This is a genomic window from Mesorhizobium sp. P2_F8, assembly GCF_056403655.1.
The window spans coordinates 653,446-680,023 of sequence record NZ_JBFUFB010000002.1; the positions used below are offsets into that span (position 1 = coordinate 653,446).

The window sequence follows — 26,578 nt, forward strand, 5'->3', positions numbered from 1 at the left end:
CACGTCAAGGGCAATCCACAATCGCAAGGGACAGGCTGTGGCAAATAAGACTGCGTTGATAACGGGCATCACCGGGCAGGATGGCGCCTACCTGTCAAAGCTGCTGCTTGACAAGGGATACCGTGTGGTCGGCTCCATGCGCCGTACGTCCGGCATCGGCACATGGCGCCTGCAAGATCTGCAGATTCTGGACGATATCGAATTCGCATCGATGGAACTGACCGAAGATTCAAACGTGCGTGCGGTGCTGGAGAAGATCAAGCCCGACGAAATTTACAATCTCGCGGCTCAAAGCTTTGTGGGCGATTCCTTTACACAGCCCATCTACACAACCCAGGTCACCGGGATCGGTGCATTGAGATTGCTTGAAGGCGTCAGGACCGTTGTCCCCACGGCGAAATTCTATCAGGCTTCAACGTCCGAAATGTTCGGAAAAGTGCAAGAGGTTCCGCAGTCCGAAAAAACCGCTTTCTATCCGCGCAGTCCCTACGGCATCGCCAAACTGTTCGCGCATTGGACTGTCGTGAACTACCGGGAAGCATACGGGCTGCATTGCTGCAGCGGCATCCTCTTCAATCACGAGTCGCCTTTAAGGGGCGTGGAGTTTCTCCCTCGAAAAGTGACGCTTGGCATGGCCAAATACGCATTGAGGGGCGAAGGGCCGCTGCGGGTCGGAAATCTGGAGGCGAAAAGAGATTGGGGCCACGCCAGGGACTACGTCGACGCGATGTGGAGGATGCTGCAAACGACGACTGTGATGGATTTCGTGGTGGCGACCGGAAGAACGCACACCGTTCGCGATTTTGTCGAATTGGCCGCGAGCGCCTGCGGCATCTCCCTGGACTGGCAAGGAACGGGGCACAACGAGATGGCCATAGACCGAGCCACCGGGAACGTCGTTGTATCCGTCGATCCGGCTTTCTACAGACCCTCGGAAGTCGACCTTCTTGTCGGCGACCCTTCTCTTGCGAAAGAAGTTCTGGACTGGAGTCCCACGGTTGGACTGGAGGATCTGGTCGCCGAGATGGTGGAGGTCGATATGCATCGGGTCTCCTCGAACCACGTTTCCGGGTTTTAGGAGACCGGGGGACGCTCTAGTACCCCCATAGCCCAACCAGATCGCGACCGGTCAGGTCGCTGGCCATGGAAACTTCGGTCGCGAACAGCTTTTTCAGATCGCCTGCAACGTCGTCGGCGATTTCCGTTTCGAAGCCTTCCGCGCGATTGTCCCAGTACTTCTGGCTCACCCTGACGCCGAGGAATTGCTGCAATTGCTGCTCCCATGCCCCCTTCTCGCGGACCGGGTGCGGGCGGATCAGGTCCTCATAGATCAAGACCAGTATTTGCTTGCGCGGAAAGGATTGATAATAGCGGCGCAGATGCCTGCCGTAGAAAGAATGTTCGATGTTCATGGACGCAGAATACCAGGAATTATCCTGCGCTCTATGACTGGCGAACCCAATCAAGCCATTCCTGATATACGAATTTATGTCCAGGCTTAGTTCCGGCCCCAGCGATGCGTCGATCTTTCCCTTCATGTGCCGGTACTGCGAGATCACACGGCTGACCGGCTCTCTCAGAGTCGCTATGATCTTTGCTTGCGGATTGTAAGATCTTATGCGCTCCGCCACCTGCGCGCTTGAGAGATAGACGGGCGAAATGTCGGCGAGATAGCGGTGGTCGACCGCCGCCTCAGCGAAGTGCGTATCGTATCGGGCCTCGGTTACGTCATCGTCGATACCGAAGCCGTTGATTTCCTTCTCCTCGGGGACAAAGACGTCTCGCGTGGCGCCGAGCATCCTTGCAAGGCTGCTGGTGGCAGTGCGCGGCGCGCCGATACCAATCAGGTTTGCCCGCCCCGACGTGGGCGTCCTCAACGCTGGCAATCTTGCCTCCCGGGAAAGCCGGCGACCAGGCTTGGCTTCAACATTCCTAATGTTCCTGTTGACGCGCCATGGCGATCATTGTCGAGCACCGCGCGCGCCACTATGAGCTTCGATGGAAAGTCTGATGGGGAAAATTATTGGTGACCGCGGCAATTACGGCCCACGTCCATAGCCAGGCAATTTCGACGCCGGCTTTCCGGCGCATTCGCGCTCGCGATGTCGCAATGGCGCTGGTGCTTGGGCTCCTCTCCCTGTTGGTCTACAACGCAAATATGCGGTCGATCACAGCGGCGGACAGCTATGCGGCGCGCTACCTGCCCTTTTCAATCTGGCAGAATCACAGCCTGACATTGAATCCAATTCTAACCACGGTGGCTCAAGGACGAAAGCCTCCGGCAACGCCAGAGAAGGATGGCACTGCTCATTGGATCCTGAAGGTTGGGGGAGACCGATATGTATCGAAATTTCCCATTGTCGTTCCTGTCATCCTCTCCCCGTTCTATCTGCCGGCAGTCATCTATCTGAACCACCATGATGCCGATCCGCTGCTGTTCGACCAAGTCGCCCGGATCATGGAAAAGCTCTGCGCTTCTTCGCTGGCGGCGGTGTCTGTCGGTTTGCTCTATTTGCTCCTGCGGCGGCGGACCGATGAAGGGTTGGCCGCCATTCTGAGCCTGCTTTACGCATTTGGCACGACGACATGGGTCATCAGCAGCCAGGCCCTCTGGATGCATGGGCTCGCCCAGCTGCTGGTCGTGGCCACCATGCTTTTGCTCACCGGACCGGCCACGGCATTGCGGATCGTTCTCGCAGGACTGCTTTGTGGGCTTATCGCGGCCAACCGCCAGCCCGATGCCATATTGGCGGCAGGTCTGGGTATTTACGGCCTGTGGTGGGCTGGCCGGATAAGACCGTTTTTCGTCTTGTCGGGCATGGTCCCCGTCGCTTTGGCCCTGGCCTATAATCTCATGATCGTCGGCAATATCGCGGGGGCCTACGCGCTGCATGTTCGGCCCGGCGATTTCAACCACGACATAGCGGGCGGCATCGCAGGCCTTCTTGTCAGTCCGACCCGAGGGCTCTTCGTCTTCTCCCCGTTCCTGCTGTTCGTTCCCATTTTTTGTCGTCGCGTCGTGCTTGAGCGCTCAGGACGAGGGCTGACGATAGCCATTGGCTGCGCCATGATCGTGCAAGTGTCGTTCTACGCCATGATCGATTGGCGGCAGGGCATCTCTTGGGGGCCCCGATGGCTCACCGACATGCTGCCCATGCTGATGTGGATGCTTCCACCTGTCGTGAAGGCTCTGTCCCGGAACGGGCGTGTGGCATTCGGACTTGCATCGCTCGTGGCGATCTCGATCCAGACGATCGGCGCCTTCTGGTATACCGGCATCGCCGACACGCCCATCGTCACCGCTCACGGACCGGGCAGAATGCAACCTGCCTGGGACGTCCACAACGCAGCGTTTGTCGCCGAACTCCGTCACCCGCATGTCCAGGCCGACCTGATCGTCGATCTGCATGGCAACATCGATGCGGTGAATGTCCTGCCTGCCGGTCAAGGCACCGGCGGCGCAGCAGGCAGGCAGCTTGAGGTCCTCGGATGGGCGCTCACCAACAACCACTCCCCCAGCGACGTCGCCGTGCTGATCGATGGCCAATGGGGCGCCGCAACGCAGGAATTCTTTGCCAGGACCGATGTCGAGAAGGCGATGGGCCAGGCGAGCCCGGCTGGCTGGCGCGTTACCATTCCAATCGACCAGGTAGGCCCGGGTGAGCATCTGTTGGCGGTGCTGGTGCGCGCCACGGAGGGCGGCGAGCCGCGTCTCATGAAGCAGACCTCCTTCGTCCTGGCGCCGGACAATGAGGCGCTTGAGCATGTGACTGATCTTCCAAGTGCGGCGCGGCGCGCCCGGCAAATGCTCGCAAGCCATCAGCAGGCCGGCGGCTATTGGCTGACCTCCTATACGAGCGCAACGCGATTTGAGCAGCCGCGCCAGGAAATGAATACCTATCTCAACGCCGTCATGCTTGATGTCGCCGGCCCCGTGGCCGAAGCCGCCGGCGCAAGCGACATGCTTGCAAGGGCGCGCCAGTTCCTGGCCGCTCAGATCGAGCCGAGCGGTCTCGTTCGATATCACGGTCGACCAGATGCGCCGACGATCGGCACTCTTGGCTGCGCCATCACGCCCGATTCCGATGACACCGCCCTGGCATGGCGGGTCGCGCCGAGCGAAAAAAGCGAACTGCTGCAACCCGCGCTTGCCACGATAACCCAGTTCAGACGGCCTGACGGACTCTACAAGACCTGGCTTGCGCCACGGGACAAATACCAATGCCTCGATCCCGGACGCGACGCCAATCCGGCGGATGTTGGAATCCAGATGCACATATTCCTGTTTCTCGAACAGGTGGACAAACCGGCCGCGCGATCGCTGTGCGAAGCGCTCTCGAAAAAGGAGGGCGACGACGATATCTGGGTCTACTACGCCGGTGCGCCGCTCATGATAAATCTGCGGTTGGCGGAGCTGGAAAAGGCCGGCTGCTTGCCGCAATTCCCACAGGCGCAATTGCGAACCGACATTCCCGGCCAAGAGATCTGGCTGCGCGCCGCCGACCAGCTTCGGCAGATGGAAAGCCATGCCGGCTCATATGCTACCTATCAGCGTACGGCCGAACTGCTGGCCGATATCGCTGCGGATGACTTTTCCTTGATGAGCGATACGCCTCCGCTGCTGTATCACAATGACCTTACCGCGACGGTGAAACGATTCTATTGGTCGCAAGATTTCGGATATGCGCTGTGGTTGCGGCTCTATTTCGAGAACGAACGTATGCTATCAAAGCTTCCTTGTGGTTCCGGCGGCCCGGAACAAAAATGTGGTGAGAAGTGACGCAAATCGCGAGCGACACAGTCGATCAAAGTCGCCCCCGGGCGACACAGCTGTCCCGTTGGCTCTCTTGCATCCGTTTCGATGAAGTCGCTGCGCTTCAGGCCACGCCGATCATCGGTGCGGTCCTTTCGATCGGAGCGCTGTCAGCGAGCCATGCGCTGACCGTAGCCATTTTGATCGCCGGCAACCTGTGCCTGATGGCTCACGTGTTCGTCCTCAACGACTGGTCGGGAATCGACGGAGATCTCAAAGATCCGGACCGAGCCAGCCGAACATTCGCGGCAAAAGGCCTGACGCGCAGGGAAGTCGGCTATCTTGCCGGCTCATTGCTGGCTATCAGTCTGCTCCTGTTTGGGCTGATAAATACGAGGGCACTCGTTGTTGCAATAACGGTAGCAGGGCTAAGCGCCTTGTATTCCAGCCCGCCCCTGCATCTGAAGGGTGCGCCGCTCTTCAGCTCGGCTCTGCATTTTGTCGGCGGTTGCATGCATTTCCTGCTCGGCTATGCGGCTTTTGGCGCGATCAACGCACAGGGCCTCGTCGTCAGTTGTTTCTTTGGGCTGGTATTCACCGCCGGTCATTTCACGCATGAGGCGCGCGACTATGACGTCGACTTGCTCAACGGCATACGGACGAACGCCGTGGCGTTTGGCAAGACCAGGAGTTTTGTCGCAGGCCTCGTGCTTTTTATCTCGGCATATGCGCTCATGGTCGCGCTGGCCGTGCTCGGATTGGTTCCGTTCGGCCTCGTCTTTGCCGCCGCATTCATTCCGGTACATCTGTGGGCTTCGCGCCGTGCGATGCTGGCCGGCCTGACGCCCGAGAGCCTCTATCGACTGCAACGGTGTTACCGTGCGCTCTTCGCCACCATTGGCATCGTTATGATCGCGATGGTCGCTTTGTCCTAGCCGGCAGTGTCGGGTTCCACACAACAGGCGACTTTCCGGCCTCGAGGTTCCATGCTTTCCGTAATCGTACCGGTCTTCAACGAAGCAGTCACATTGCCGCACGTGTTGGCGATGGTGAGCACAGCACTTCCCGCCGTGGCGAAGGAAATCATCATCGTGGATGACGGCTCCTCCGACGGCACCCTTGAGTGGCTCAAGGCCAATTTTCCAACCGGTTCTCGCCGTGCCACGTCCCTGACCGTCGACATCGACGGAGGTCTGGTCTTCACCGAGGAACCGGGAGGTGCCCCGGTCACGGTGCGCGTGTTCCATCACGACAGAAACAGCGGAAAAGGCGCCGCGCTGCAGACCGGGCTGGCGGCCGTCAAGGGCGACGTCATTGTCATCCAGGACGCAGACCTTGAATACGATCCTGCGGATTGGACCGTTATGTATGACCTTATCGTCAGGCGAAAAGTTGCAGATGTCGTCTACGGCTCACGCTTCTACGGCCGGCCTCATCGCTCGCTCTATTTCCACCATTATCTGGCCAATCGCTTCATCTCCCTGGTGTTCAATCTTCTCTACAACCAGACGCTGACGGACATCGAGTGCTGCTACAAGATGTTCACGCGAGACGTCATGAGCCGGCTGCGTCTGACCTGCAACGACTTTGGTTGTGAAATTCAGCTCAGCGCCCAGATCGCGCTTGCCGGCCGCTGGCGGATCTACGAGATCGGCATCAGCTATTTCGGCCGCACCTACGAGGAAGGCAAGAAAATCGGATGGCGCGATGGCGTCAAGGCAATCTGGTATCTCGCCCGCTTCCGGCTCTTTTCTTGAACCACCGACGGCGGCGCACCAAGAGATGCGCCGCAAACGCTGAGCTCTTCACCGTCCGCTTTCGGCAGCCGAGTTGATTTTCTCCAGTTCTGCCGCAAGGGTCGTGGCATATTCCTGGGTCTCAGCCCGCGACTGTTCGAGGCTTCTCGCGTATTCGGTCGCGGCTTTGTTCGCCTGCCGCAACTCGGCCACTGTGTCTTCCAAGGAGCTCGTGTAACGCGCCGCCTCCTCGGTCTGAGCCCGCGACTGTTCTAGGCTTCTGGCGTATTCGGTCGTGGCGTCATTCGCCTCCCGCAGCTGAGCCACCGTCGCTTCCAGGGATCTCGCGTAACGCGTCGCCTCCTCGGCATTTTTCGACCGCTCTTCCAGGGCGACCTGCAAGCTGTGCACATATCGGCCAACCTCGCCCTTCAGGGCATCGCCGCTGGCGGTCTCCTCGGCCTGGGCCCGGGACTGTTCGAGGCTTCTGGCGTATTCGGCCGCGGCCTCGTTCGCCTTCCGCAACTGGGCCAATGTGTCTTCCAGGGAGTTCGCGTAACGCGCTGCCTCCCTGGCATCTTTCGATCGCTCTTCCAGGGCGACCTGCAAGCTGTGTACATATCGACCGACCTCGCCCTTCACGGCATTGCTGTTGGCGGCGATGATCGCCTGGGCGGTGCTTCGCTCGAGTTCGATTTTTTCCAGATGCTCGATGCCAATCGTCACCAGGCTTGATGGAAATTCGCCTTCCTGCTGCCTGATCCAGTCGGCGCTTCCCACGGCCACAACGGCCAGGGACGCATCGTCGAAAGTCAGTCCGGTCTGCTTCGCCACGGCGCTGGCATGGCCAAGGCCATCCCGGTCCTGAAAAAGAATGGCGTCGAAATGCTTGGCGCGGAGGTGTTTCAACAACTGGATCGTTGAAGCCAGAAAGGACGGCTGGGCCAGCGGGCCGTCTGCGTCGAGATATTCGATGTCGAAGGAATGGCTTTCGGCAAAGGCCGCGAAGGCATTCTCGTCTGCCTCGGTGAACGCGCCGATGTCGACGATGGAAACGTCGACGCCGGCGGCTATGGCAGCGTCAACCGCGGCTCTCGCCGCTCCGTCACCCTGGACAGGCTTCCAAAACAGGTCGCCGACAAGGCATATTTTTCGCTGGCCCGCGCCCCGACGCATGACGCGTAGGCGGCCTGACGATCGCGGCGGCGCAGGCGGATGCTGAATGCCGGCATAGACATCGTCGAATGACTGCTTCACCGCGCCGAAAACGGCCGGATCAGGCTCGCGGCCTTCGGCAGCGCCACGCAGTTCGGAAAAGATCGGCGCGATCCATGCAGACCACACGCCCTGACGGCAATCCAGATCCTCCGGTTCTTGATGGTGCCGCAGCTCCCGCGACAGAAAGCCGTCGATCTCGGCAGCGGCATCCGGGATGGATTTCGGCCACGCGATCTCGAGTTCATCGCCGAGGCGGCGGGCGACCGAGCTCCAGTCGTCCAGCAACGTCGAATAGTCGCAGAACGCCCTGTCGAGGTCGCGCGTGTGTTCTTCGGCGGCCAGATTGTACCGCAACCACAGCAGGCCCCCCCGATCCAGAGGCCAGGATTGCCAGTCACCCGCCAGGCTCTGTCGCTTCACCAGCGAAAGCGCGACTTCCATTGGATTGCGCGAGATGACGACCGCGACGCACCGTATTCCCAGTTTGGCCAGGGCGGCGCGCCACAAGGGAAACAGCAGCGAGATCCGCGGATCCTTCAGCACGAAGAGCGGGTCGTCGCCATATTCATCGACGATCAGATCTTTCAACCTGTCGATGAAGGCTTGTGCCGCGGGCCGTTGCAGCCATTCGCCGTACGGTCCCTGGACATCGTTTACGGGCGATTCCGCCAGGTCCAGGATCTGGTCGTTGAGGCGCACGGCGGCTTCCGGCTCCCAATGGCCGATCTCGTTGCCCAGTCCCGCTGGATTGAGGTTGCGCGGCAGGGAGGCACCGAGAAGGCTGAGCATGCGCGCCAGCGCGGATGTGCCGCTGCGGTGCATCCCGACGACAACTATGGCGGTTCTGCTGGTCATAAGAGTTCCAAGGATACGCGTCCGGCACCTAAAGGCGATCGAACCCTACGGAGGGACGGCGCCATGTGCTCCCGATTGCCGTCGGGGACATCAGTTGAACTGTTGGCAACGATGGACCCCGCATGCATAGTCGCCGCCTGGCGCACATAACCGGCATGTGATGTTCGGGGCAAATTTTTGTCTCCTGATAGAAGCAGGACTTGGATTGGAGATTAGAGAGATGCACTCCAGAGCACCAGTGACCTCCGGTGACCAAGACAGAGCCCGGGCGATCGTTTCAAAGGTGCCGCATTGGCACCACAAATTTGAAGTGTACCCCGGCGTGGTCACGCCGGGCTCCTACGATCCCCAGTTCCTGCTCGAAAAACTGCGATTGCCTAAAGATATGACCGGCCTGCAGGTGTTGGACATAGGCCCGTCGGACGGCTTTTTTTCGATGAACATGGCTCGCCGCGGAGCACAGGTAACGGTGGTCGATTATCGGGCCAAGAATGGCCATGGATTCGAAGCCATGGAGCAACTTACCGGTTTGGAATTCGATTACAGGCAGATGAACCTGTACGACATCCCCGGCTCCGATATTGGTGAGTTCGATATCGTGCTGTTTCTGGGTGTTCTTTACCATCTGCCCGACATGATGCGCGCGCTGAACATCGTTGCGCAGCTTTGTCGGAGCCGCCTGCTTGTTGAAACGCAGTTCGAACCGGAGCTGATGCCCGGCGTCGCGGTCGCGCAGTACTACGAAGCAGGGACACTTGCCGGCGACATCACCAATTTCTGGGTCCCCAACAGGGAATGCCTGTTTGCCATGTTGCGCGACGTCGGCTTTCAAATCGATCGGGACGAGAGCTGGGGCAAACGCCTTCTGGTGGACGCGTCATCAACCACCATGGCAAGGACGAAGATGGGCCTTGCCTATGGGCTCGTACCCACCTGAGGGATCGGCAGCCAACATCGATCAGTGCGGCCGCACGGACTCTCCCACAGGCGACCCTGAAGTCATCTATCGTTTGTCGTCCGCTTCCAAATGTGTAGCAGCCACCTGCTACCAGCGACCGGAACTCTGGTGCTATATGTTATCGATGGCGAACCTCACCGAGGCGGTGTAGGCTCACCTCAAAAGAACAAGAAGTGAGCCGTACCCTCGGCCAAGCCCGAGCGAATCTGGGAGGATTCATGGTTGAGATCATCTCCAAGCGGGATGGCCCGCGGCGCGAGGACGTCCAGGTCAAAAGGCTGATCGAGCAGAACCGCTCGACCATCGTTCGCCTTGCCGACCAGATCAGCGGCGGCGGCTATTCAGCTTCCAGGCAGCCACGCCAGCAACCCAAGGCGGAAGGCCTGATCATCCATGTCGGCGGCAGCGCGGCAACCGCCTCCGAAGCGAGCCCGTCCATCCGTGTCACCATGAACGGCCGCGTGATCTCCAAGGATCAGAACACCGGCCGCCAGCTTCATCATATCGGCGACATCCGCAACCGGGACGGAGACCAGATCTTCGTCCTGGCAACGAAGCAGAACGGCTTTTTCTCGCCCGTCGACGAAACCATCGCCCAGGTCCTAGCCGAGCTCGATGGATCCCGGCTCACCGCGACCTACACCGAAGACCAGCTTGCCGCCGACATCGGTGCCAAACTCGGCATCGACTGACGACCGGCGTTCGGGCGTCCCCTGCACGTCCAATCCGCGACAGCATACAGAAATGGCATACCTCAAAGGTACTGTGATGGCTGAATGAGACACGCGAACGGCCCCGATCAGATGAAGACCGATGCACTTCCGGCGCGCGCTTCAATGGCCACCGGACAATTGATCCTGGACAACATCGACTATGACGAGCGCGCCACCATGCGCGCCTGGGAGAGTTTTCTTTCCGACGAGCCGACATGCGCCCGCGATCCGGTCCACGTCCGCTCGCTGATCCACGATTCCTGGTACCGCAGCGCCACCGGCGGCATCAATGCGCAGGGCATCGAAGCGCCGCTGAACAGCGATCGGAACGAGATCGAATATCTGACCCGCGCCAATGCCGAACTGCTCTCGGCGGCGAGGCGGTCATTCGCGTCGCTTGGCCAGTTGCTTGACGGAACGGGAGCGATGCTGGTGCTTGCCGACAGCGATGGCGTGCTGATCGACGCCATCGGCGACAAGAAGACACTGCATGACGGCATGGACATCCATCTGGCAGTCGGCGGCAAATGGAACGAGGATGCCGTTGGAACCAACGGCATTGGGACCGCGCTGTGGACCGGCGAACCGATTTTCGTTCACGCGGCCGAACATTTCTGTGCCGGCATCAAATCCTGGACCTGCGCCGGCGCGCCGATCCGCGATCCGCTGGACGGCAAGATCATCGGCGTTGTCGACCTGTCGGGCTATTCGCCGATCTTCCGGCCGCATAACACGGCGCTCGTCGCCGCCACCGCCAGGCAAATCGAAAAGGCTCTCGCCGAACAGCAACAGGAGCAGCGCACGCGCCTGCTCGAGGCGTTTATTTCCTCGGCACCCAGCTACCGCCGGAAAGACGGGTTGGTGATCGTCGATCATCGTGGCCGCGCGATCTTCTGCAACAACGTGCCCAACGGTGACGCGACGGAGATGATGGACGGCCCAATGGAGCCGGGCCGCGGACGTTGGCTCATGAACCTGCCGGCCTCCGGCTCGGAGACCGATCTTGCCAACGCGCTGCCGGCGCACCTGCGATCCTGCCATGTCACGCCGCTGAAGCTGGATGGCGACCTTCGTGGCGCGGCTCTGGTGTTTCCCTCCGTACCGGCCGTCTCGAGCATGACGGTGATGCGTCGGGAGGGGGACAAACACCTGCGGGCAGCCGCGGCGATGATCATCGGCGAAAGCGAAAAATTGCTGGCCGCCGTCGATGTCGCTTCCCGGGTGGCCGGATCGAACGGTGTCACCTCGCTGTTGATAGAAGGCGAAACCGGTGTAGGCAAAGAGCTGTTTGCGCGGCTTGTCCATGCCGGCAGCCGGCGCACCGAAAACGACCCGTTCATCGCCATGAACTGTGGCGCAATCACCAAGGAGCTGTTCGGCAGCGAATTGTTCGGTCACGTGGGCGGAGCCTTTACCGGAGCTTCGCGGGACGGCAAGCCGGGCATCTTCGAACTCGCCAATGGCGGTGTGCTCAGCCTTGACGAAATCGGCGAGTTGCCGCTCGAAATCCAGCCCTTCCTGTTGCGTGTCCTTGAGGAGCGCGTGGTTCACCGCATCGGCGACTCGAGGGGCCGGCCGGTGGACGTGCGACTGGTCGCCTCGACCAATCGCGATCTCAAGCAGGAAGTCGCGGCCGGACGCTTCCGCAGCGATCTCTATTACCGCATCGGCGCGGTCTCGATTCATGTGCCCGCCCTGCGTGAGCGCGGCGACGACGTGCTCTTGCTGGTCGAGCATTTCAATCGCCAGATCGCAAAACTGGCGGGCACTGATCCCCTGGAGTTTTCAAATGAAGCACTCGACGCGCTGCTGGCCTATCGCTGGCCGGGAAATGTGCGCGAATTGAAGAACATGGTCGAGCGCCTGCACATACTGGCGCGCGACGGCACGATCGGACTCCAGGACCTTCCCGAAGAAATCAGTGCGGGCAACCGCAACGCAATGGTCATGCACAGCGACCATCCCACGACCATGCTCGAAGCACCCGTGTGTACATTCGAGGATGGAGAACGCCAGGCGATCAAGAATGCGCTTGTCTCGGAGGGCGGCAATCTCAGCAAGGTCGCGCTGAGGCTCGGCATTTCACGGCCGACGCTTTATCGCAAACTCGGCCAATACGGCATCCGGCGCGGTTTCCTCTAAAGCGCGTCGCGGGTCACTTTTGGGCGACATGCACTAGATCCAATCATCGGCAAAAAACCCGCGGCATTCGCGCCGCGGGTCGGGGAAAGTTCGGCGACCGAAATCGCCTTCAGGGAACGATGACACCACGGCCGGTGAATCGGCGGTTCTTGAAATCGTCGAGCGCTGTGTTGATGCTGGCGAGATTGTATTCGGTGTAGTGCATTTTCACCTTGCCGTCGGCGTTGAGCTCCATCAGTTCGACAAGCTCGGTGAAATTGCCGACCAGGCTGCCGCCGATGTTGATCTCCTCGATGACGAGATGCGCGGTCGGTACGTTGATGTTGCCGCCATAGCCGACGACGAACAGTTGCCCGCCCTTGCGCACCATCTTCCAGCAGATGTTCTCGACACCGAGTTCACCGACGAAATCGATCACCACATGCGCGCCGCCGCCGGTGATCTGGCTGACTTCCTCGACAATGTTTGGGCCGCCATCGAGGACGAAGTCGGCGCCAAGGTCCTTGGCCAGCACCCGCGCTGCAGGTTCGCGATCGACGGCGATGATGCGGCAACCCGAAATCGCGTGCAGCGATTGCAGAGCGATATGGCCAAGCCCGCCTATGCCGAGGAGCACGCAGTAACTCCCCGGCCGCAGCAGTTTTGCGGCGCGCTTGGCGGCGCGGTAGGCGGTGATGCCGGCATCGGCCAGCGGCGCCACCTCAATCGGCGTGATGTTGGCATTCAGCTTGATCAGCGAGCGTTCGCTGGTGATGAAATATTCGGCGAAGCCACCATTCATGCCAAGGCCGGGGAACTGGCCGTTGTCGCAGTACATGTCCTCGCCATGGCGGCAGTTGAGGCAGATGCCGCATGAGCGGAAGGGGTGGCAGATCACCGCGTCGCCGCGCTTGACCGATCGGACGCCGCTGCCGACCTCCTCGACCCAGCCGGCATTTTCGTGACCCATGATATAGGGCAACAGCGTGCCTTCAGGGTCCATCGTTGGCTTCCACACCCCTTCGATGATGTGCAAATCGGTGCGGCAAAGGCCCGCGGCGCCGACCCGCACGATCACCTCGTCGGGCGCGGTGATCGTCGGCGCTTTGACCTCCTCGATCTTGAGCCGAACATTCATCTTCGGGTCGTATTCGTAGAGTCTGGCAGCTTTCATCGTCGTGTCCTTTCAACGTCGAAATCGTTGCGTTGCAATGTTGCTTCAGGCGCGGCCGAGTTTTTCCGAGCCGCCGCCACGCGCCGGTCCGGCCGTCGGATCCTCATCCTCGGCGAGATCGCCAATCAGCGTTTCGGTGGTCAGGATCAGCGTCGCCACGGAAGCAGCGTTGGCGAGCGCGGTGTAGGTGACGCGGACCGGATCGATGATGCCTGCCTCGAACATGTTCTGATACGCGCCGGTCGAGGCGTTGTAGCCATAGCCGCCATTGATGCGGGTGACCTCGACCACCACCGCTTCGGGATCGGCGCCGGCATTGGCGGCGATGCGCCACAGCGGCCGCGACAGGACCGAGCGCACCAGGCGCACGCCCTCGGCGACATCGCCATCGACGCCGATCGCGACCTTGTCGAGCAACGGCGCGATCTGCGCGAGCGCCGAACCACCGCCGGCGACGACGCCCTCCTCGGACGCGGCGCGCACCGCATTCAAGGAATCCTCGATCAGCTGGATGGTCCGCTTCTGCTCGACCGGCGTGACACCGCCGGCGTAAAGGATCGCGGTGCCGCCGGAGAGCTTGGCCAGGCGTTCGCGCAGCTTGTCCTGGTCGATGTTGGGCTGGGAGGCTTCATACTGACGCTGCACCTGGGCGCGGCGCGAAGCAATTGCGCCGGGGTCGCCGCCGCCGCGAATGATCGAGGTGTAGGACGAACTGGTCTTCACCCGATCGGCCGTCCCGAGATCCTCGGCGGTGACGTCCTCGAGCCGGCCGCCGAGATCGCGGGCTATCACCCTGCCGCCGGTGATGATGGCCAGATCCTCCATCATCGCCTTGCGCCAGTGGCCATATTCCGGCGGATGGACGACCAGGTACCGTCCCGGTCCCTGCTTGCCGAGCAGCGTCACCACCACTTCCGGCGACATTTCCTCGGACACGACCAGCAGCGGCCGGCCATCCGCGTCGGCAATGCGGCGCACCGCATCGAGCTGCCCGGGCTCCTTGATCTTGAGGTCGGTCATCAGGATGTAGGGCCGTTCTAGCACCGCCTCCATCTTCTCCTGGTCGGTCACCATGTGATGCGAGAGGTAGCCGCGTTCGAAGGACATGCCCTCGACGACATCGAGCGTGGTCTCGGTGGTGACGCTGAAATCGGTGGTAATGACGCCTTCGGCGCCCACCCGCTGATGGGCTTCCGCCACCAGCGCGCCAAGCTTGGTATTGGTCGCCGCGATGTTGGCGACCGAGGCCAGGATGCCGTTGCCCTTGGCGGGTTTGGCGGAAGCCTTGAGCGCCGCCACCACCGCCGCCACGGCAAGGTCGATACCCTTGCACAGATCGACCGATTTCACCCCGCGCTCATTCGCCTCGACGCCGCCCTGGATCAGTGCATTGGCCAGAACGATGGCCGTCGTGGTGCCGTCGCCGGCGATCTCGTTGGTCTGCATCGACACTTCGCGGACGACCTGCGCCCCCATGTTCTCGAAACGGTCGTGCAGTTCGATCTCGGAGGCGATGCTGACACCGTCGCGGGTCACCATCGGCGTGCCGATCGGCCGGTCGATCATGGCGTTCATGCCTTTGGGGCCGAGCGTCGGCTCGACGGCGGCGGCGAGCCGGAAGACGCCACGGGCGAGAGCACGGCGGGCCTCGGAATTGTGAAGCATTATCTTGGGCATGATTCCTCCTTCCGCCTTACGGGCGGGTTGTTGGTTAGGGGCCTCGTGCAAGGGAGGCCGTTGCTGTCAGCTCTGCTTCAGGCGGTCGGTGCGGTCCTGGCCGGCACGCGATCCAGAATGAAATCAACCAGCGTCGGTTCGCCGTCGACCACATCCAGCTCCTTGTATCTGGTCTGCTTGAGCCCCCGGCACAGCGCGCCGTTGAACTCCATGTTGATGCGCACACCGCGCAGCTCGTCGAGGTGGGCACCGAGTGCGCCAGGCGGTATGGGCTGCCCTTCCCAGGTCACGAAGACGGGATCGTCCGCCCGGCGATCGGGAAACCGCTCGAGCAGGGCCGCCCTGTATCTCGGCTTCTGCTTGGCCGCCTCGCCCGGCTCGAACCGCGCGACGTCGTATGCCGGCAGGTCCATGCCGAGGATTTCCCGATCGGTCAGGCCGTGCAGCCGCAGGCCGCGCAAAACCGCCTCCTGGCGCCGCTTGAAGGCCTTCATCCCGAAGGTCTCGCGCAAGGCGCCGAGATCCTGGTCCTCGGCAAGCACGGCAAAGATGTCGCCGAATGTCTTGCCGGCTTCCATGCCGCGATTGACCTCCTCCGCGAACATGTGGTCGTGCAGCTTGACGCGATAGGAAGGCCCCCAGGAGAGCTGGTCGAGCGCCTTGCGGACGCCGTCCAGCATCAGGAACGCGAAGTTGGGCGAACACCAGTAGGTCGGCAGGCGGAAGTCGACCTCGGCGCTGCCGTCGCCCATCACCTCTGCCCGCTCGACGAAGCCCATCTCGGTGATGGCTTCGTCGAGTTCCGGGTCGTTAACTTCGTCAAGGCGCCGCCAGAGTTCCTTCTCGCGGCTGCCGGAAACGCTGGCGGTTGCCATGGCCCCTACTCCGCAGCGATGCTGAAGGGCGTGCTGGCCAGCGCCTTCTTCTTGGCTTCGACGTCGATGTTGTAAAGACGCGCGGCGTTGAGGCCGAGGATCTTCTCCTTGATCTCGTCGGTCAGCTGCACGCCCCGTTCGGCGGCGATGTCCTGCGGGATCTGATAGGCCCAGAATTTGTCGACCAGCCAGCGCGGGGTCCAGATCGCGTAGTCGGAACCGAACAGGATCTTCTCCGGCCCGAGCCAGAACAAGAGCTCGGCAATGACTTCGCCGAAATAGCGCGGGCGCGCATGGATGAACGGCAACGCAACCGCCAAGCCGCCATAGACGTTGGTTTCCTGCGTCGCGATCCAGCAGAAATCGTCGAGGCGCGGCAGGCCGCAATGCTCGACAATCCAGTTGAGGTTCTGGAAATCCGTCGCCGCGTGGTCGACGTCATGGACGTCGAAGGCGTCCTTCGAGAGCGGGATGATCGTCGGGCCCTTATGGACGTGGATGTTCTTGATGCCGAGCTTGTCGCAGAGTTCGAAGCATTTGTAGGCATCGGGATCGGTGAGCTTCCAGCCCTTGGAAGCGCCGTTCCATTCGGCCGTGTACATCTTCACGCCCTTGACGTTGTAGGTCTCCTTGAGGAAGTGGATGTATTCAAGCGCCTTCTCGCCGTCGCGCGGATCGAAGGCGCCGTTGACTATGAAACGCTCGGGATAGCGCTTGGCCACCTCGGCGTTGCGCTCGATCGTGTTGAAGCCGTTCTTGTAGAAGTCCTTGAGATAGGTCGACTGGACGATCGCCACATCGTCGGGACCGTCGATGAACAGGTCGCGATAGAGATCGTCAGCGCTGTACTTCTCGAACTTGCTCTTCTCCCACAGCTGGTCCTTCGGGCTCAGGCCCGTGTGATAGGCATAGAAGCACTCGATGAACTGCTTGCCGTGGATATTCTTCTGGTTCTCCGGGCTGCCGTCCCAGAAATGAGTGTGGCCGTCGACCACGAAAATGTCCTTGCCTTCCGGTGTCCTGTACATTGTTGCCTCCGCAGCAATCGCGTTGATCGGTTCGGCGCGCCGCACTCGCGCGGCGCGCCGGATTTTCGTAGCGGCTATTCGATGTATTCGAACATCTCGTCCATGTTGCCGAACAGGATCACGGTGTTGTCGTCGACGCGAACCATGCGGCCGTAGTGGGTGGAGGTGTTGACCTCGAAGGTCTCGGCCGAAATCTCGCGGCCGAGATATTCGCCGATCGCGTCCATCTTGAAGATCAGCTTGCCGTCGCCGTCGATGCGGATCAGCGCCGGCTGGTAGGTGATGGTCACCCCCGGCTTCTGGCCCATGAATTCGGCGATGGCGCGAGCCTCGACCGAGTCGTTCATGGTGACGCCGCACTGATGCGAAATCGTCTGCTCGAAGGTGATGTCCTTCATCGACTTGAAGATGTTGGAATGGGTTGCGTCGCGTGCTGCTAGTGACATGACAAATTCTCCTGTTTCAGCGCTTGAGGCCGAGTTCGCCGAGGATCTGGCCAATCCGCTCCTCGGATTTGGCGCGGACATCCGCGAACGCAACCGGCTTGGAATGCGGCATCGACCAGATCGGCTGCAGGCCGGTGGCTGCCTTGTCGGCGAGCGCGCCGTGTTTCTTGACCCAGCCCTGGAAGAGCTTCTTGTTCGCCGCGCCATGCTTCTCGTCATGGGCGAGCATGTGGATGAGGTCGATCGTGTTGGCGAGGTTGCGCTCGTAGTCGGCCTCGGCGGCCGAAATCACCGCCGGCGTGATGAAGTCGTGGTTGGCGGCGGCGATCTGCATCAGGAAGCCGGAGCGGAACACTTCGCCCACCAGCGGCTCGAAGACGATGTTGATGGCGAAATACTGTTCGAGATAGTCGGTCGCGCCCATGATGGTTTCGACCGCTTCGCGCGTGCCTTGCCAGTTCTTGTCCTCGAGCCAGGCCTTCTTGCCGAGTTCGTCGTCCCAGCCGGGAAGGTCCATGCCGATCTCGGCAAGGTAGAGCGTGATGTCCTGGGCAAGCCTGAGCTTGTAGGACGAGTTGGTCAGCGTCGCGTTGTTGATCATCTGGGTGTAGCCGTAGCGCTGCGCCTGCATCAGCGAGGTGCCGAGCCCGAATTCGGCGTGTTTCCAGGCGCCGAGCTGCGTCTGCAGGATCTTGACCCACGCCTTGTCGAAGGTCTTCGGCGCGCCCGATTTGCGGGCATTGTTGATGACGCTCTGCACCATCGTCTCGATCTTCGACTGGCGCTGGTAGTGCGTGCGCTCCCATTCCTGGTCGGGGGCGCGGAAGGCATGCCAGTTGGAACTCTGCGCGGCGGTGTTCTGCTTGACATAGGCGCCCTTGCCGTCGGCGAAGGAGATGATCCAGTCCTGGATCAGGTAGCGCTCCGGATCGGGCTGAACGTCGACCGTCATGTCCTCGTAGTGGGTGGCGCGCTGGCCTTTCGGGTCGAAATACCGGTATTTCCGGCTATCTGAATCGGCGAAGATCGCCGCGCCGGCGGCTCCGGATCCGACTGAACTCGAGGTTGCAGGCATAGTCTCTCTCCCTTGTTGCAGTTGTGGTTGGCTTGGCACGGCCGCCCTCAATGGGCCGGCGTTGCACCTGCCGATGTGGTGAACTTGTCGAAGAAGATCCGCTCCGTTTCGAACCCGTTCATGAACAGGACCGGCTGCAGCGCATCGATCATTGGCGGCGGCCCACAGGCATGGACATCGCCCTGCCCGTCGACCGCCAGTTGCTTGAGCTTGGCGTCGACGCTCTGGTGCACGAAGCCGCGTTCGCCCTGCCATTCGGCGTCGTCACTCGCGTGCGACAGCACGGGAATGAAGGTGACGTCGGAATGATTGCCGACCAGCTCGGCGATCCTGTCGAGATAGAACAGGTCGTTGCGGGTGCGGGCGCCGTAGAAGAAATAGACCGGACGCTTCTCGCCGCTCTTCAGGTGGTCGTTGAGGATCGACCAGATCGGCGACATGCCCGATCCGGCGCCGACCAGGATCAGGGGTCCTTGCCGTTCGTCGCGGCGGAAACAGGTTCCGTAGGGTCCGACGACGGTGACTTCGGCTCCGGCCCTAATGCCTCCGGAATCGAGTTCTCCCGAAAACTTTCCCTCAGGGTATTTTTTGATGATGAAGGAGAGTTTTTGGGTTTGGTCCGGCGTATTTGCCATGGAGAACGAGCGCGTAATCGTCTCCCCTTTTTGCGTGGTAACCGTGATGTCGACATATTGCCCCGCCCAAAACTTCATCGGGGAGCCGAGTTCGATTTCGATGCCGCGAATGTCGTGGGTCAGCTGCTCGATGCGAGCAATCCGGCCCTTGTACGTTTTCACGGCGATCGCTTTCGCCAGAATCTCCTCGTCGTAGTTGAGAAGCTCGACTTCCAGGTCGGAGTAGGCGATGCAACGGCACAACAGGACGTGCCCGCTCTCCTTCTCCATCTCGTTCAGTGCGAAGGTCGAGTATTTCAGCATGTCGACCTCGCCTTCGAGCAACACGCTTTTGCAGGCCGAGCATTGCCCTTCCTTGCAGCCGTGCGGCAGGGCGATGCCCTGGCGGAATGCGGCGTTGAGCACCGTCTCGCCATTCTCGACCTCGAATTCGACGTCGACTGGGCTGAGCCTGACCGTGTGGGTTTCCGACATACGGACCTCCAGTGAAAGGTAGGGGCGGGACGAACCCGCCCCCCCCTTTGGCCTGATCAGTTGCAGGGATTGATCGTGAAGCCGGCCCGGTATTCCGCCAGGTGCTTCTCACGGTCCGCGGGCGACATGGCACGCAACGCGTTGAGCGGCGACCCGAGCGTGTTGCCGCGCACATCGTCGAGCGTCCACATCTCCTTGTCGTCGAAGCGCAGATGCGGCTGCGGAACCAGCGTCTTGCCGTCGGAGCGGACGAAGTTCAGGTCCTTGATGGCATCGGCCAGATCCCAGCCGTCATAGAGCGTCTCCCACTCGCGCTTGCCGCTGAAGCGGCCCATCGCGGGTGTCGGACGGCCCTGATACTCGTCGGCGAAGGCGACCGTGGCGGTCCAGCGATCGAGCTCGTGGGCGAAGGTGTAGAGTTCGCCGTTGATCTCGCCGACCACCATGTCCTCGCGGATCAGGCAGGGAACGAGGCAGGACCAGCAGCGGTGCGGATAGACGTAGCCGACGTCGCTGTTAAACAGCAGCACCTTCTCGCCCTTGTGGCTGAGCTTGGCGTACCATTTCCAGAAGTCGCCGAACTCGGCGTACCAGCCGGGATATTTGTGCTCGAACCACTCGAAGTCCTTGTCGGTCTGGGCTTCGATGCGCCAGAAATTGACCGGCCAGCCAACCGCGAAGAACTGTCCGACCTTGTGGACGTAGTTCTTCTTGGTGATGCGTTCCCAAGCGGCCTGGACGTCGTCGTGATGGACCTTGATGCCGTATTTCTCGAGCGGCAGCATGTAGGTGCGGTAGTAGTCCTCATAGATCCAGCGGTGCCACATTTCCGCGTAAGACTCCTTGTTCTTGTCGCGGTTGGTGGTGCCGTATTCGATGAAGGTGCCGATGGCGGCATCGACGATCGCGTGGTTCTGCCAGAAGGCGTAGCGCAGGTCGCGCTCGAGCAGCAGGTGGTTTTCCGGTTCCTTGAGCGCCGCCATCAAGAGTGAGTGGCCGTTGCCGATATGCCGGCTCTCGTCCGATTGCACCGACAGGAAGACGGTCGGAAGCGCATAGTCACCGTTGCGGGCGGCCTCCGAAGGCATGGCAACGAACAGCGTGTTGGTGAAGGCGGTTTCGGCCACCACGGTCAGGTACATGCAGGCGGCGGTCATCGTGTCGCCGGTGATGAAGCCTTCGGCGAACTGGCGGCCGATGGTGGTGGCATAGCACTTTCCGAAAGCTTCCTCGGTGATGTCGAAGCCAGCCGGATCGATGTAGTTCTCCATGTACCATTTCTTCAGGTTCATCTGGATGGTCGAGTGACGGAACTCGTCGATCATCTGCATGGTGAAACCGGTTCGGAGTTCCTCGCCGGGTGCGATACGGGCGACCATCGCCATCGAGCGGGCGGCGGAGATTTCCGGGAACGGAATGATGGCAAGGAAGAGCTTCATCCACTCGACCCAGCGCGGTTCGACGTTGCGGAACATGTCGCCGCGCAATGCCGCATCGAGCGCGCCATAGACGCGGTTGTCCTTCTCTTCCTGCATCGGGAAGTAGGACCGCAGGACCTGCTTCATCGGATCGCGCGGCGTCTTGTTAATCTTGTAGTCGGTCGGAAATGTCATCGCTTCCTGTACGTAGGAAGGATTCCAGCCGAGATCGGCAATCTTCTTGGTCGCCTCGCCGACGGAAATTCCGCGTTGCGAGGTAATCTTGTTGAGCGTCAGAGACGTCATGGTCATAAGCCTCCACCAGGTTTGGGCCGTGGGTCCCTTGACCCCGGCATGAAGCGGCACAAAGCACCGCCAGTGAGAGTGCGAACGGCATGACAAAGGGTTGCGCATTCAGGCGCGACTCATGGTCCGGCCATTCAAGTGGATCGCGGCAAAGGTTTTCGAGGCGTTTTGGCAGAGACCCGCGACGCCAACCGCATGTGCGATGGGCGTATCGAAACGCTGCTTCCTCCGTTCCTTCGTTCTTTTGGCACCGCGCCAAGCGCGATGGGCTTCTTGTGAAAATAATCAAAGCAAGCGTCGTGCCAGTTTGAAAACGAGGTCGGCGGCCAGCGCCTAAAACAAGATCGCCATCTTTTCGGCGTATGAGCGGACGGCAAACTGTAACGTTATTTTACAGATGTAACTTACGACTGTAATATTAATCATATATTCGCAACTGCAATATATCTAGTTAGCAGCTGCAACAAATACCAAAAATCTCAGGTCACTATTTAATTCTTCGTCTTTCTCTACTATTTGATGCCAACGGCCCATGTGCGGGCCTGGCGCTGGAGAGAGACCATGCCGAACGATAAGGACAGGAGCGGGCCGCCTCGACCGATGTCCAGCCATGCCGACGGCGTCACCGGCGATCTTGTCAAGCTGATGCCCCGCGATCTGGTCTTTGTCATGCGTTTCATGGGCGAGAGCCAGCACCGCCTGCAGAGCCATTTCCAAGACTTCATCCGGGCCGAGCTTGCCGCCGGCGGCGTCACCACGGAGACGCATCCGATGATCCATCTGTTCATCGAAAACCATGCGATCCTGCTGCGCGACTTCGTGTTTTCCGGCGTTTCGCTGACACGCCAGTTCCGCGTCGACGAGATCGAGCGGCTGACCGGCGACACGACATCGATGATCCGCGTCGATATCTGGGACCAGCTCAAGAGCCACATCGAGACGGCCGAAAGACAGTTCCAATCACAGGCCGGCGCATTGCCCAAATTGCTGTCGGCTTTCGAAAAGCCACCCGGGCCTTTGGGGAGCGAGAAATGACCGGCGGACCCGATACTGCCAGGCGTGACGCGCTGCTTGCCCGCCGGCTTGATCTCGTCGCCGGAGTCTCCGCCCTCACCGCCGAAGCGATGCGGCTCAACCAGAAACGCGCCGGCATCGAAATGGACGTACTGCGCCTAGAGCTGGAAATCGGCAGAAGCGGCGCCAACGCGCAACTGGTGCAGGATTTGCATGAGGCAGAGCGAAGTGCTGCGGTGATCATGCAGGCATGCACGGCTTGCGAGGACCGCATCGTCGCGGCCGAAGGCGACATCGAGGACGTTGATCGCCGGCTTGCCGCAACGGCGAACGAGAACTGACGGGAGAGATGGCATGAACCAGCAGACGATGCAGAACCTGACCTTGTTCGACCTTCTGGCCCGCGGCTGGCAGCGGCCGTCGGCGATCGCCGATCTGCGCTTCAGCGCCGACGGTTCGGCTGTCGCCTTCACCTCCGTCGACGGCACCGTCGCCATTGCCGCGGTCGCGGATCACGAGCCGCCGGAGTCGCGGATCAGGGTGAGCAACGATCTCGGCCAGACGACGATCCGCCCCCGGGAAAAGCCACCAGTCCCATTGATCGCCACGGCGGCGTTCGGCGATGGCGACGTCCCCCTCGCCGCCCATGCGCATTCCGGCTTTCTGGTCGGCGCGGCCAGCGGCGAAGCGTTGCCTTTGACCGCCGGCGGTGAAGTCGCGGAACCCCTGGCCAGGATCGACGGGCCGATCGTGGCCATGGATCACTGCGCCCGGGCGACGCTGACGGCCGTCAGCAACGGAAAGGATGTCTTCCTGTCGAGCGGCCAGGGCGCGGTGAAGCTGAAACATGCCACGACATCGTCCATCGACGCCCTTGCGTTCTCGCCTGGCGGGAGACACCTCGCCTGCGGCCTTGATGAGGGGCTGTCGATCTGGTCGGTCGAAGGCGACGCTGCCTTGATACGAGACATTTCTCTTTCATCGCGCCCGGTATCGATCCGCTGGAGCGGCGACGGGCGTTGGTTGGCCTGCGGGCTTGAGACCGGCGGCTTTGCGCTGATCAGCCTGGCCGATGGCCGAGCCGATATCGTCGCGGGATTTCCATCGCCCGTTCGGACGGTGTGCTGGAGCGCGCCGGCAAATGCGCTGTTTGCCTCGGGCGCGTTCCGGATCGCCGGCTGGTCGATGACCGCCCCGCCATTTGGCGGTGAAACCTCGGGCGCATTGGAGACGGGTCGCGCCGGGCTGGTTCTGGTCGAAGCGGTGGCGGCGCACCCCGAGAAAATGCTGATTGCGGCGGGCTACGCCAACGGCCGCATCATCGTCGCCCAGATCGGGTCGCGCGGCGAGCTTCTCGTCAGACCCCTGGGCAGCGCTGTCACCGCTCTCGCCTGGTCCAGTGACGGACGACACCTGGCGATGGGATCTGTCGACGGCACCGCCGCGATCGTCACCTTTCCCGCGCAGATGTTCAAATAGCGGACGCAGTCCACATGAAACAGGAGGATGACATGCAGACCGAACTCACCGCAGAGGACGAGAGCAAGGACGAATTCTTCGAACGGCTGGCCAAGCTGTCGGAAGAGATGGTGGCCAGGCATGGCAAGGATTTCAGCATGGGCGCGCTTGTGCTGGCCGCCCGCTGGATCGCCGAAAACCGGGTCGGCAAGCTGAAGACCAACTAGGCTGGCGGGACTGTCCGTTCCTCGGGTGACGAGGCGATCCCGTGGAGCGGAGCCGCCGCCGTTGCCACGTCATGATTGCAGCGTGCCAGACGGCGAGACCGTTCATGCTGCCTCTGCCGCTGTCTGATGCCAGGCGGTTCGCTCAAACGCTGTCAACGTGCGCCGAGCATGGACCTTCGTGGCGCAAACCACGGCAAGTGCGATGAAGAAGAGGATGCCCGGATCGGCGCTGCCACCCGACAGTGAGCTGGCAATTATGCCGGCGATGGAAGCATTCCTGACGCTCGTCACGACCGCTTCGGTTTCCGGATCCACCCATTCCCGCATCCGTCCCAATCCGCTGACCAGGACGCCGAGCAGGATCGCCATCATCAGCGATCCGAACAGGCCAAGTTGGGAAAGGACTGCGATCGGCCAGCTCGATGCCCTGGAACTGCCGAAACCGACACCAAGGCCGCTGGTGTCCAGGAAGGACTGCAGGCTCTTCATGTTCCAATAGGTGCGCTCATGGCCTGAGGCAGAATCCGCTTTGTTGATGATGGTGCTGTTGATCAGCCTGACGAAAGGCTCCAAGGCTCCGGCATGGTAGAGGCTGATGCCCATGATGGCGACCACGCCTATCGCCATCAGAGCGGTTACCATTATGTCCTCGCGCTCGACCCGCCCCCTGAGGACCGAAACCAACATCGAGAAGGCGACCGGAAGGCACAGGAGAGTAAGACCGACGTAAGCGGTCGATGAGGTCGACAGAATGGTCAGGAAGAGCAGGACGCCCGCCAGCCACTGGGCAAGGCGTGACTTGGTCTTTCGCCAGTAGGTGTAGCAGAATGCCAGGCAGGCGAGGGAAACGCTGGCGAACGAAGAGGCCTCCGCAAATGGTCCCGTGATCCGCACGAATCCTTGCTCGACCGCTTCGGTTATGAGTGCGTAATTGGCGGTTCTGATCGGGGCCAGCAGGTCTCCCGCTCCTGCATTCTTGCCGATAAAATCGACCAGCCCCATGCCCGTGTGCAGACCGCACCACAAGAAGAAGCCGCGGCGGACCTGGTCGATCCTTTGAGAGTGGAGCAGCAGCACACAAAGCGCGATGGCGGTGAGCCCGCCAAGAATGAAGTAGCCCGTCTGTGAAGTGTTGGCCGAAACGGGGGCCAAGGACGCTTCGACGACAGCGCCCCGGGTTTTCGACTGCACGAAGACGGCGGTCTGTCCTGCGAAGAATCTTGGAAACAGCCATGCCCCGATGATTGCGTAAGCCATGAGGCTTGTGAGAACCCAGACCGGGCGGATGCTCCCGAACACACTTCCAAGGTCGAGCCAGATGCGCCGCCTGACTGTCACGGCCATGACGAGCAGGGCCGCAAACATGGTGTAGATCAGCGGAGACGACCCTCCTAGAAAGGTTAGCGTCACGATGGCGGTCGCACCAAACGCCTGGGACGCGATCAGGCCGATGATCAGCATTCCCCTGGAATAGCGGGCAACGGCCAAAATCGCCGCGCACACCAGCAGCCCGACCAAAGAGACCTGCATTGTTGATCGAGCCTCCCGCTTGGTTTGGCCCTAGACTCTGCGGACGCAGGAAGCCGTCCGACCACCCATCTTTCGGCAGATGGATATCGCGGGCAAGAGAGCCAAAGGACGTAGCCTGACACCCGCATCCGCAGGACGTGCAAGTGCTCCTCCCCGGGTGGGTGCCGAAGCGTGATCGTCCGCCCGGCGTACGCTCAAAGGTTGAATAGCTGAATGTCCCGGTCACGGCTGCTGCGTTGTAAAATTCACGGCGGCAGATCGGAGGATATGAAAGGAGTGCCTTTTCGTTTTCGAGCGAGGGGTGACCAGCAGGTCGGTGGGCTTCTTTGTTTCGCGATGGCAGTCCGGCCTACGCCTCCTGCAAACGGCTAACCCTCGGTCCGCGAACGCCTACTAAAGAACGCCTCGACCAAAGAAAATAGTAATCTTACAGTACGGTTGCAGGCTTGTTTTTGCTTTCAGTTGCAAAATCCTGTGTTAATGATGAAATTGTGGGAGCGCTGGGCAAAGGGCGGGTTGTTTGAGTTCCAGCACCAGGAGGAGAAGCGGTATGACCACTCAGGTTGTACAGAGCGTATTCGGTCCCAAGCAGGTCACGAAACTCAAGGAAGTTTACGAGCGGGCGCGGGTAGTGGAGGCAAATTATCCCGAGTCCCACATTGCCAGCAAAGCCGCCAAAAGGCTTATAGAGGCCTTCGAAACCGTGATCCACGTTGACGGGACGGTTCTGGATGTGAAGTGGCTCAGCGAGGCCAATCCCCAGGGAAACGCCTGAGACCAGGCCCCGTCTTGGGGTCTGTAAAGCTATATAGTGAAGGACTTCATTTCTCCCACGTCAGCCTGCCCGCAGGCGGATCCTGCTTGCCGTTCCAAATCAACCTCTTGGG

The 26,578-nt window shown here is 61.0% G+C and carries 23 protein-coding genes; 12 read left to right on the forward strand and 11 right to left on the reverse strand.

Going from position 1 to position 26,578, the window contains the following annotated elements:
* Positions 1–37 precede the first annotated feature (37 nt).
* Positions 38–1,078, forward strand: a complete 1,041-nt coding sequence (gene gmd, locus AC1DZP_RS06765; protein ID WP_477225808.1) for a GDP-mannose 4,6-dehydratase — start codon at positions 38–40, stop codon at positions 1,076–1,078.
* Between the two features lie 16 nt (positions 1,079–1,094).
* Here gmd and AC1DZP_RS06770 read toward each other — a convergent pair whose 3' ends face one another.
* Complete coding sequence (locus tag AC1DZP_RS06770) at positions 1,095–1,799, reverse strand: sulfotransferase (RefSeq protein WP_477301021.1); 705 nt, start codon at positions 1,797–1,799, stop codon at positions 1,095–1,097.
* A gap of 227 nt (positions 1,800–2,026) precedes the next feature.
* Between AC1DZP_RS06770 and AC1DZP_RS06775 the strand changes: the two genes are divergently transcribed.
* From AC1DZP_RS06775 to AC1DZP_RS06785, 3 genes are read left to right on the forward strand one after another with little or no spacing between them, the layout of a single operon-like run.
* Entirely contained in the window at positions 2,027–4,780 is a 2,754-nt protein-coding gene (locus tag AC1DZP_RS06775) for a hypothetical protein (protein WP_477301023.1), read from the forward strand.
* Positions 4,777–5,688 (forward strand): UbiA family prenyltransferase, encoded by a 912-nt coding sequence (locus AC1DZP_RS06780; protein WP_477301025.1) that lies wholly within the window; start codon positions 4,777–4,779, stop codon positions 5,686–5,688. Before AC1DZP_RS06775 ends, AC1DZP_RS06780 begins: the two co-directional genes overlap by 4 nt.
* Positions 5,689–5,739: 51 nt before the next feature.
* Entirely contained in the window at positions 5,740–6,510 is a 771-nt protein-coding gene (locus AC1DZP_RS06785; RefSeq protein WP_477301027.1) for a glycosyltransferase family 2 protein, read from the forward strand.
* Between the two features lie 48 nt (positions 6,511–6,558).
* Here AC1DZP_RS06785 and AC1DZP_RS06790 read toward each other — a convergent pair whose 3' ends face one another.
* Positions 6,559–8,529 (reverse strand): sulfotransferase family protein, encoded by a 1,971-nt coding sequence (locus AC1DZP_RS06790; protein ID WP_477301029.1) that lies wholly within the window; start codon positions 8,527–8,529, stop codon positions 6,559–6,561.
* A 253-nt stretch (positions 8,530–8,782) separates the two neighbouring features.
* Between AC1DZP_RS06790 and AC1DZP_RS06795 the strand changes: the two genes are divergently transcribed.
* The 3 genes from AC1DZP_RS06795 (at position 8,783) to AC1DZP_RS06805 (ending at position 12,375) form a co-directional block, all read left to right on the forward strand.
* The gene (locus AC1DZP_RS06795) at positions 8,783–9,499 is read left to right on the forward strand and encodes a class I SAM-dependent methyltransferase (protein ID WP_167391939.1); all 717 of its coding nucleotides are present in this window, start codon (positions 8,783–8,785) and stop codon (positions 9,497–9,499) included.
* Between the two features lie 239 nt (positions 9,500–9,738).
* A complete protein-coding gene (locus AC1DZP_RS06800) occupies positions 9,739–10,212 on the forward strand; it encodes a hypothetical protein (protein ID WP_477301031.1) in 474 nt (157 codons plus the stop codon).
* 84 nt (positions 10,213–10,296) lie between these two features.
* A complete protein-coding gene (locus tag AC1DZP_RS06805) occupies positions 10,297–12,375 on the forward strand; it encodes a sigma-54-dependent Fis family transcriptional regulator (RefSeq protein ID WP_477301033.1) in 2,079 nt (692 codons plus the stop codon).
* Positions 12,376–12,484: 109 nt separating this feature from the next.
* Here AC1DZP_RS06805 and AC1DZP_RS06810 read toward each other — a convergent pair whose 3' ends face one another.
* From AC1DZP_RS06810 to AC1DZP_RS06845, 8 genes are all read right to left on the reverse strand, one after another.
* Complete coding sequence (locus AC1DZP_RS06810) at positions 12,485–13,528, reverse strand: NAD(P)-dependent alcohol dehydrogenase (protein ID WP_095080707.1); 1,044 nt, start codon at positions 13,526–13,528, stop codon at positions 12,485–12,487.
* Positions 13,529–13,573: 45 nt separating this feature from the next.
* Entirely contained in the window at positions 13,574–15,205 is a 1,632-nt protein-coding gene (groEL, locus tag AC1DZP_RS06815) for a chaperonin GroEL (protein ID WP_477301035.1), read from the reverse strand.
* A 77-nt stretch (positions 15,206–15,282) separates the two neighbouring features.
* A complete protein-coding gene (locus AC1DZP_RS06820) occupies positions 15,283–16,080 on the reverse strand; it encodes an iron-sulfur cluster assembly protein (protein WP_477301037.1) in 798 nt (265 codons plus the stop codon).
* Positions 16,081–16,085: 5 nt separating this feature from the next.
* Positions 16,086–17,108 carry an amidohydrolase family protein gene (locus tag AC1DZP_RS06825; RefSeq protein WP_477301039.1) on the reverse strand — a complete coding sequence of 341 codons (1,023 nt, stop codon included), beginning with the start codon at positions 17,106–17,108 and terminating at the stop codon, positions 16,086–16,088.
* Positions 17,109–17,182: 74 nt separating this feature from the next.
* Complete coding sequence (locus tag AC1DZP_RS06830; RefSeq protein WP_095080699.1) at positions 17,183–17,554, reverse strand: MmoB/DmpM family protein; 372 nt, start codon at positions 17,552–17,554, stop codon at positions 17,183–17,185.
* 16 nt (positions 17,555–17,570) lie between these two features.
* Positions 17,571–18,629 carry an aromatic/alkene monooxygenase hydroxylase subunit beta gene (locus AC1DZP_RS06835; protein ID WP_477301041.1) on the reverse strand — a complete coding sequence of 353 codons (1,059 nt, stop codon included), beginning with the start codon at positions 18,627–18,629 and terminating at the stop codon, positions 17,571–17,573.
* A 47-nt stretch (positions 18,630–18,676) separates the two neighbouring features.
* Positions 18,677–19,738, reverse strand: coding sequence for a 2Fe-2S iron-sulfur cluster-binding protein (locus AC1DZP_RS06840; RefSeq protein ID WP_477301043.1), 1,062 nt, complete (start codon positions 19,736–19,738; stop codon positions 18,677–18,679).
* A gap of 56 nt (positions 19,739–19,794) precedes the next feature.
* The gene (locus AC1DZP_RS06845; protein WP_202351141.1) at positions 19,795–21,468 is read right to left on the reverse strand and encodes an aromatic/alkene/methane monooxygenase hydroxylase/oxygenase subunit alpha; all 1,674 of its coding nucleotides are present in this window, start codon (positions 21,466–21,468) and stop codon (positions 19,795–19,797) included.
* Between the two features lie 555 nt (positions 21,469–22,023).
* Between AC1DZP_RS06845 and AC1DZP_RS06850 the strand changes: the two genes are divergently transcribed.
* The 4 genes from AC1DZP_RS06850 to AC1DZP_RS06865 are packed head-to-tail and all read left to right on the forward strand — an operon-like array spanning position 22,024 to position 24,161.
* The gene (locus AC1DZP_RS06850) at positions 22,024–22,497 is read left to right on the forward strand and encodes a hypothetical protein (protein ID WP_477301045.1); all 474 of its coding nucleotides are present in this window, start codon (positions 22,024–22,026) and stop codon (positions 22,495–22,497) included.
* Positions 22,494–22,817 (forward strand): hypothetical protein, encoded by a 324-nt coding sequence (locus AC1DZP_RS06855; RefSeq protein ID WP_477225798.1) that lies wholly within the window; start codon positions 22,494–22,496, stop codon positions 22,815–22,817. The genes AC1DZP_RS06850 and AC1DZP_RS06855 overlap by 4 nt, the downstream gene beginning before the upstream one ends.
* A 13-nt stretch (positions 22,818–22,830) precedes the next feature.
* Positions 22,831–23,955 (forward strand): WD40 repeat domain-containing protein, encoded by a 1,125-nt coding sequence (locus AC1DZP_RS06860; protein ID WP_477225797.1) that lies wholly within the window; start codon positions 22,831–22,833, stop codon positions 23,953–23,955.
* A 32-nt stretch (positions 23,956–23,987) separates the two neighbouring features.
* Positions 23,988–24,161: a hypothetical protein gene (locus AC1DZP_RS06865; protein WP_167458684.1), complete on the forward strand. Its 174-nt coding sequence runs from the start codon at positions 23,988–23,990 to the stop codon at positions 24,159–24,161.
* A 102-nt stretch (positions 24,162–24,263) separates the two neighbouring features.
* Here AC1DZP_RS06865 and AC1DZP_RS06870 read toward each other — a convergent pair whose 3' ends face one another.
* On the reverse strand, positions 24,264–25,691 hold the full coding sequence (locus AC1DZP_RS06870) for a hypothetical protein (RefSeq protein ID WP_477225796.1): 1,428 nt from the start codon (positions 25,689–25,691) through the stop codon (positions 24,264–24,266).
* Positions 25,692–26,241: 550 nt separating this feature from the next.
* Between AC1DZP_RS06870 and AC1DZP_RS06875 the strand changes: the two genes are divergently transcribed.
* Positions 26,242–26,466 carry a hypothetical protein gene (locus tag AC1DZP_RS06875; RefSeq protein ID WP_095080680.1) on the forward strand — a complete coding sequence of 75 codons (225 nt, stop codon included), beginning with the start codon at positions 26,242–26,244 and terminating at the stop codon, positions 26,464–26,466.
* Positions 26,467–26,578: the final 112 nt, after the last annotated feature.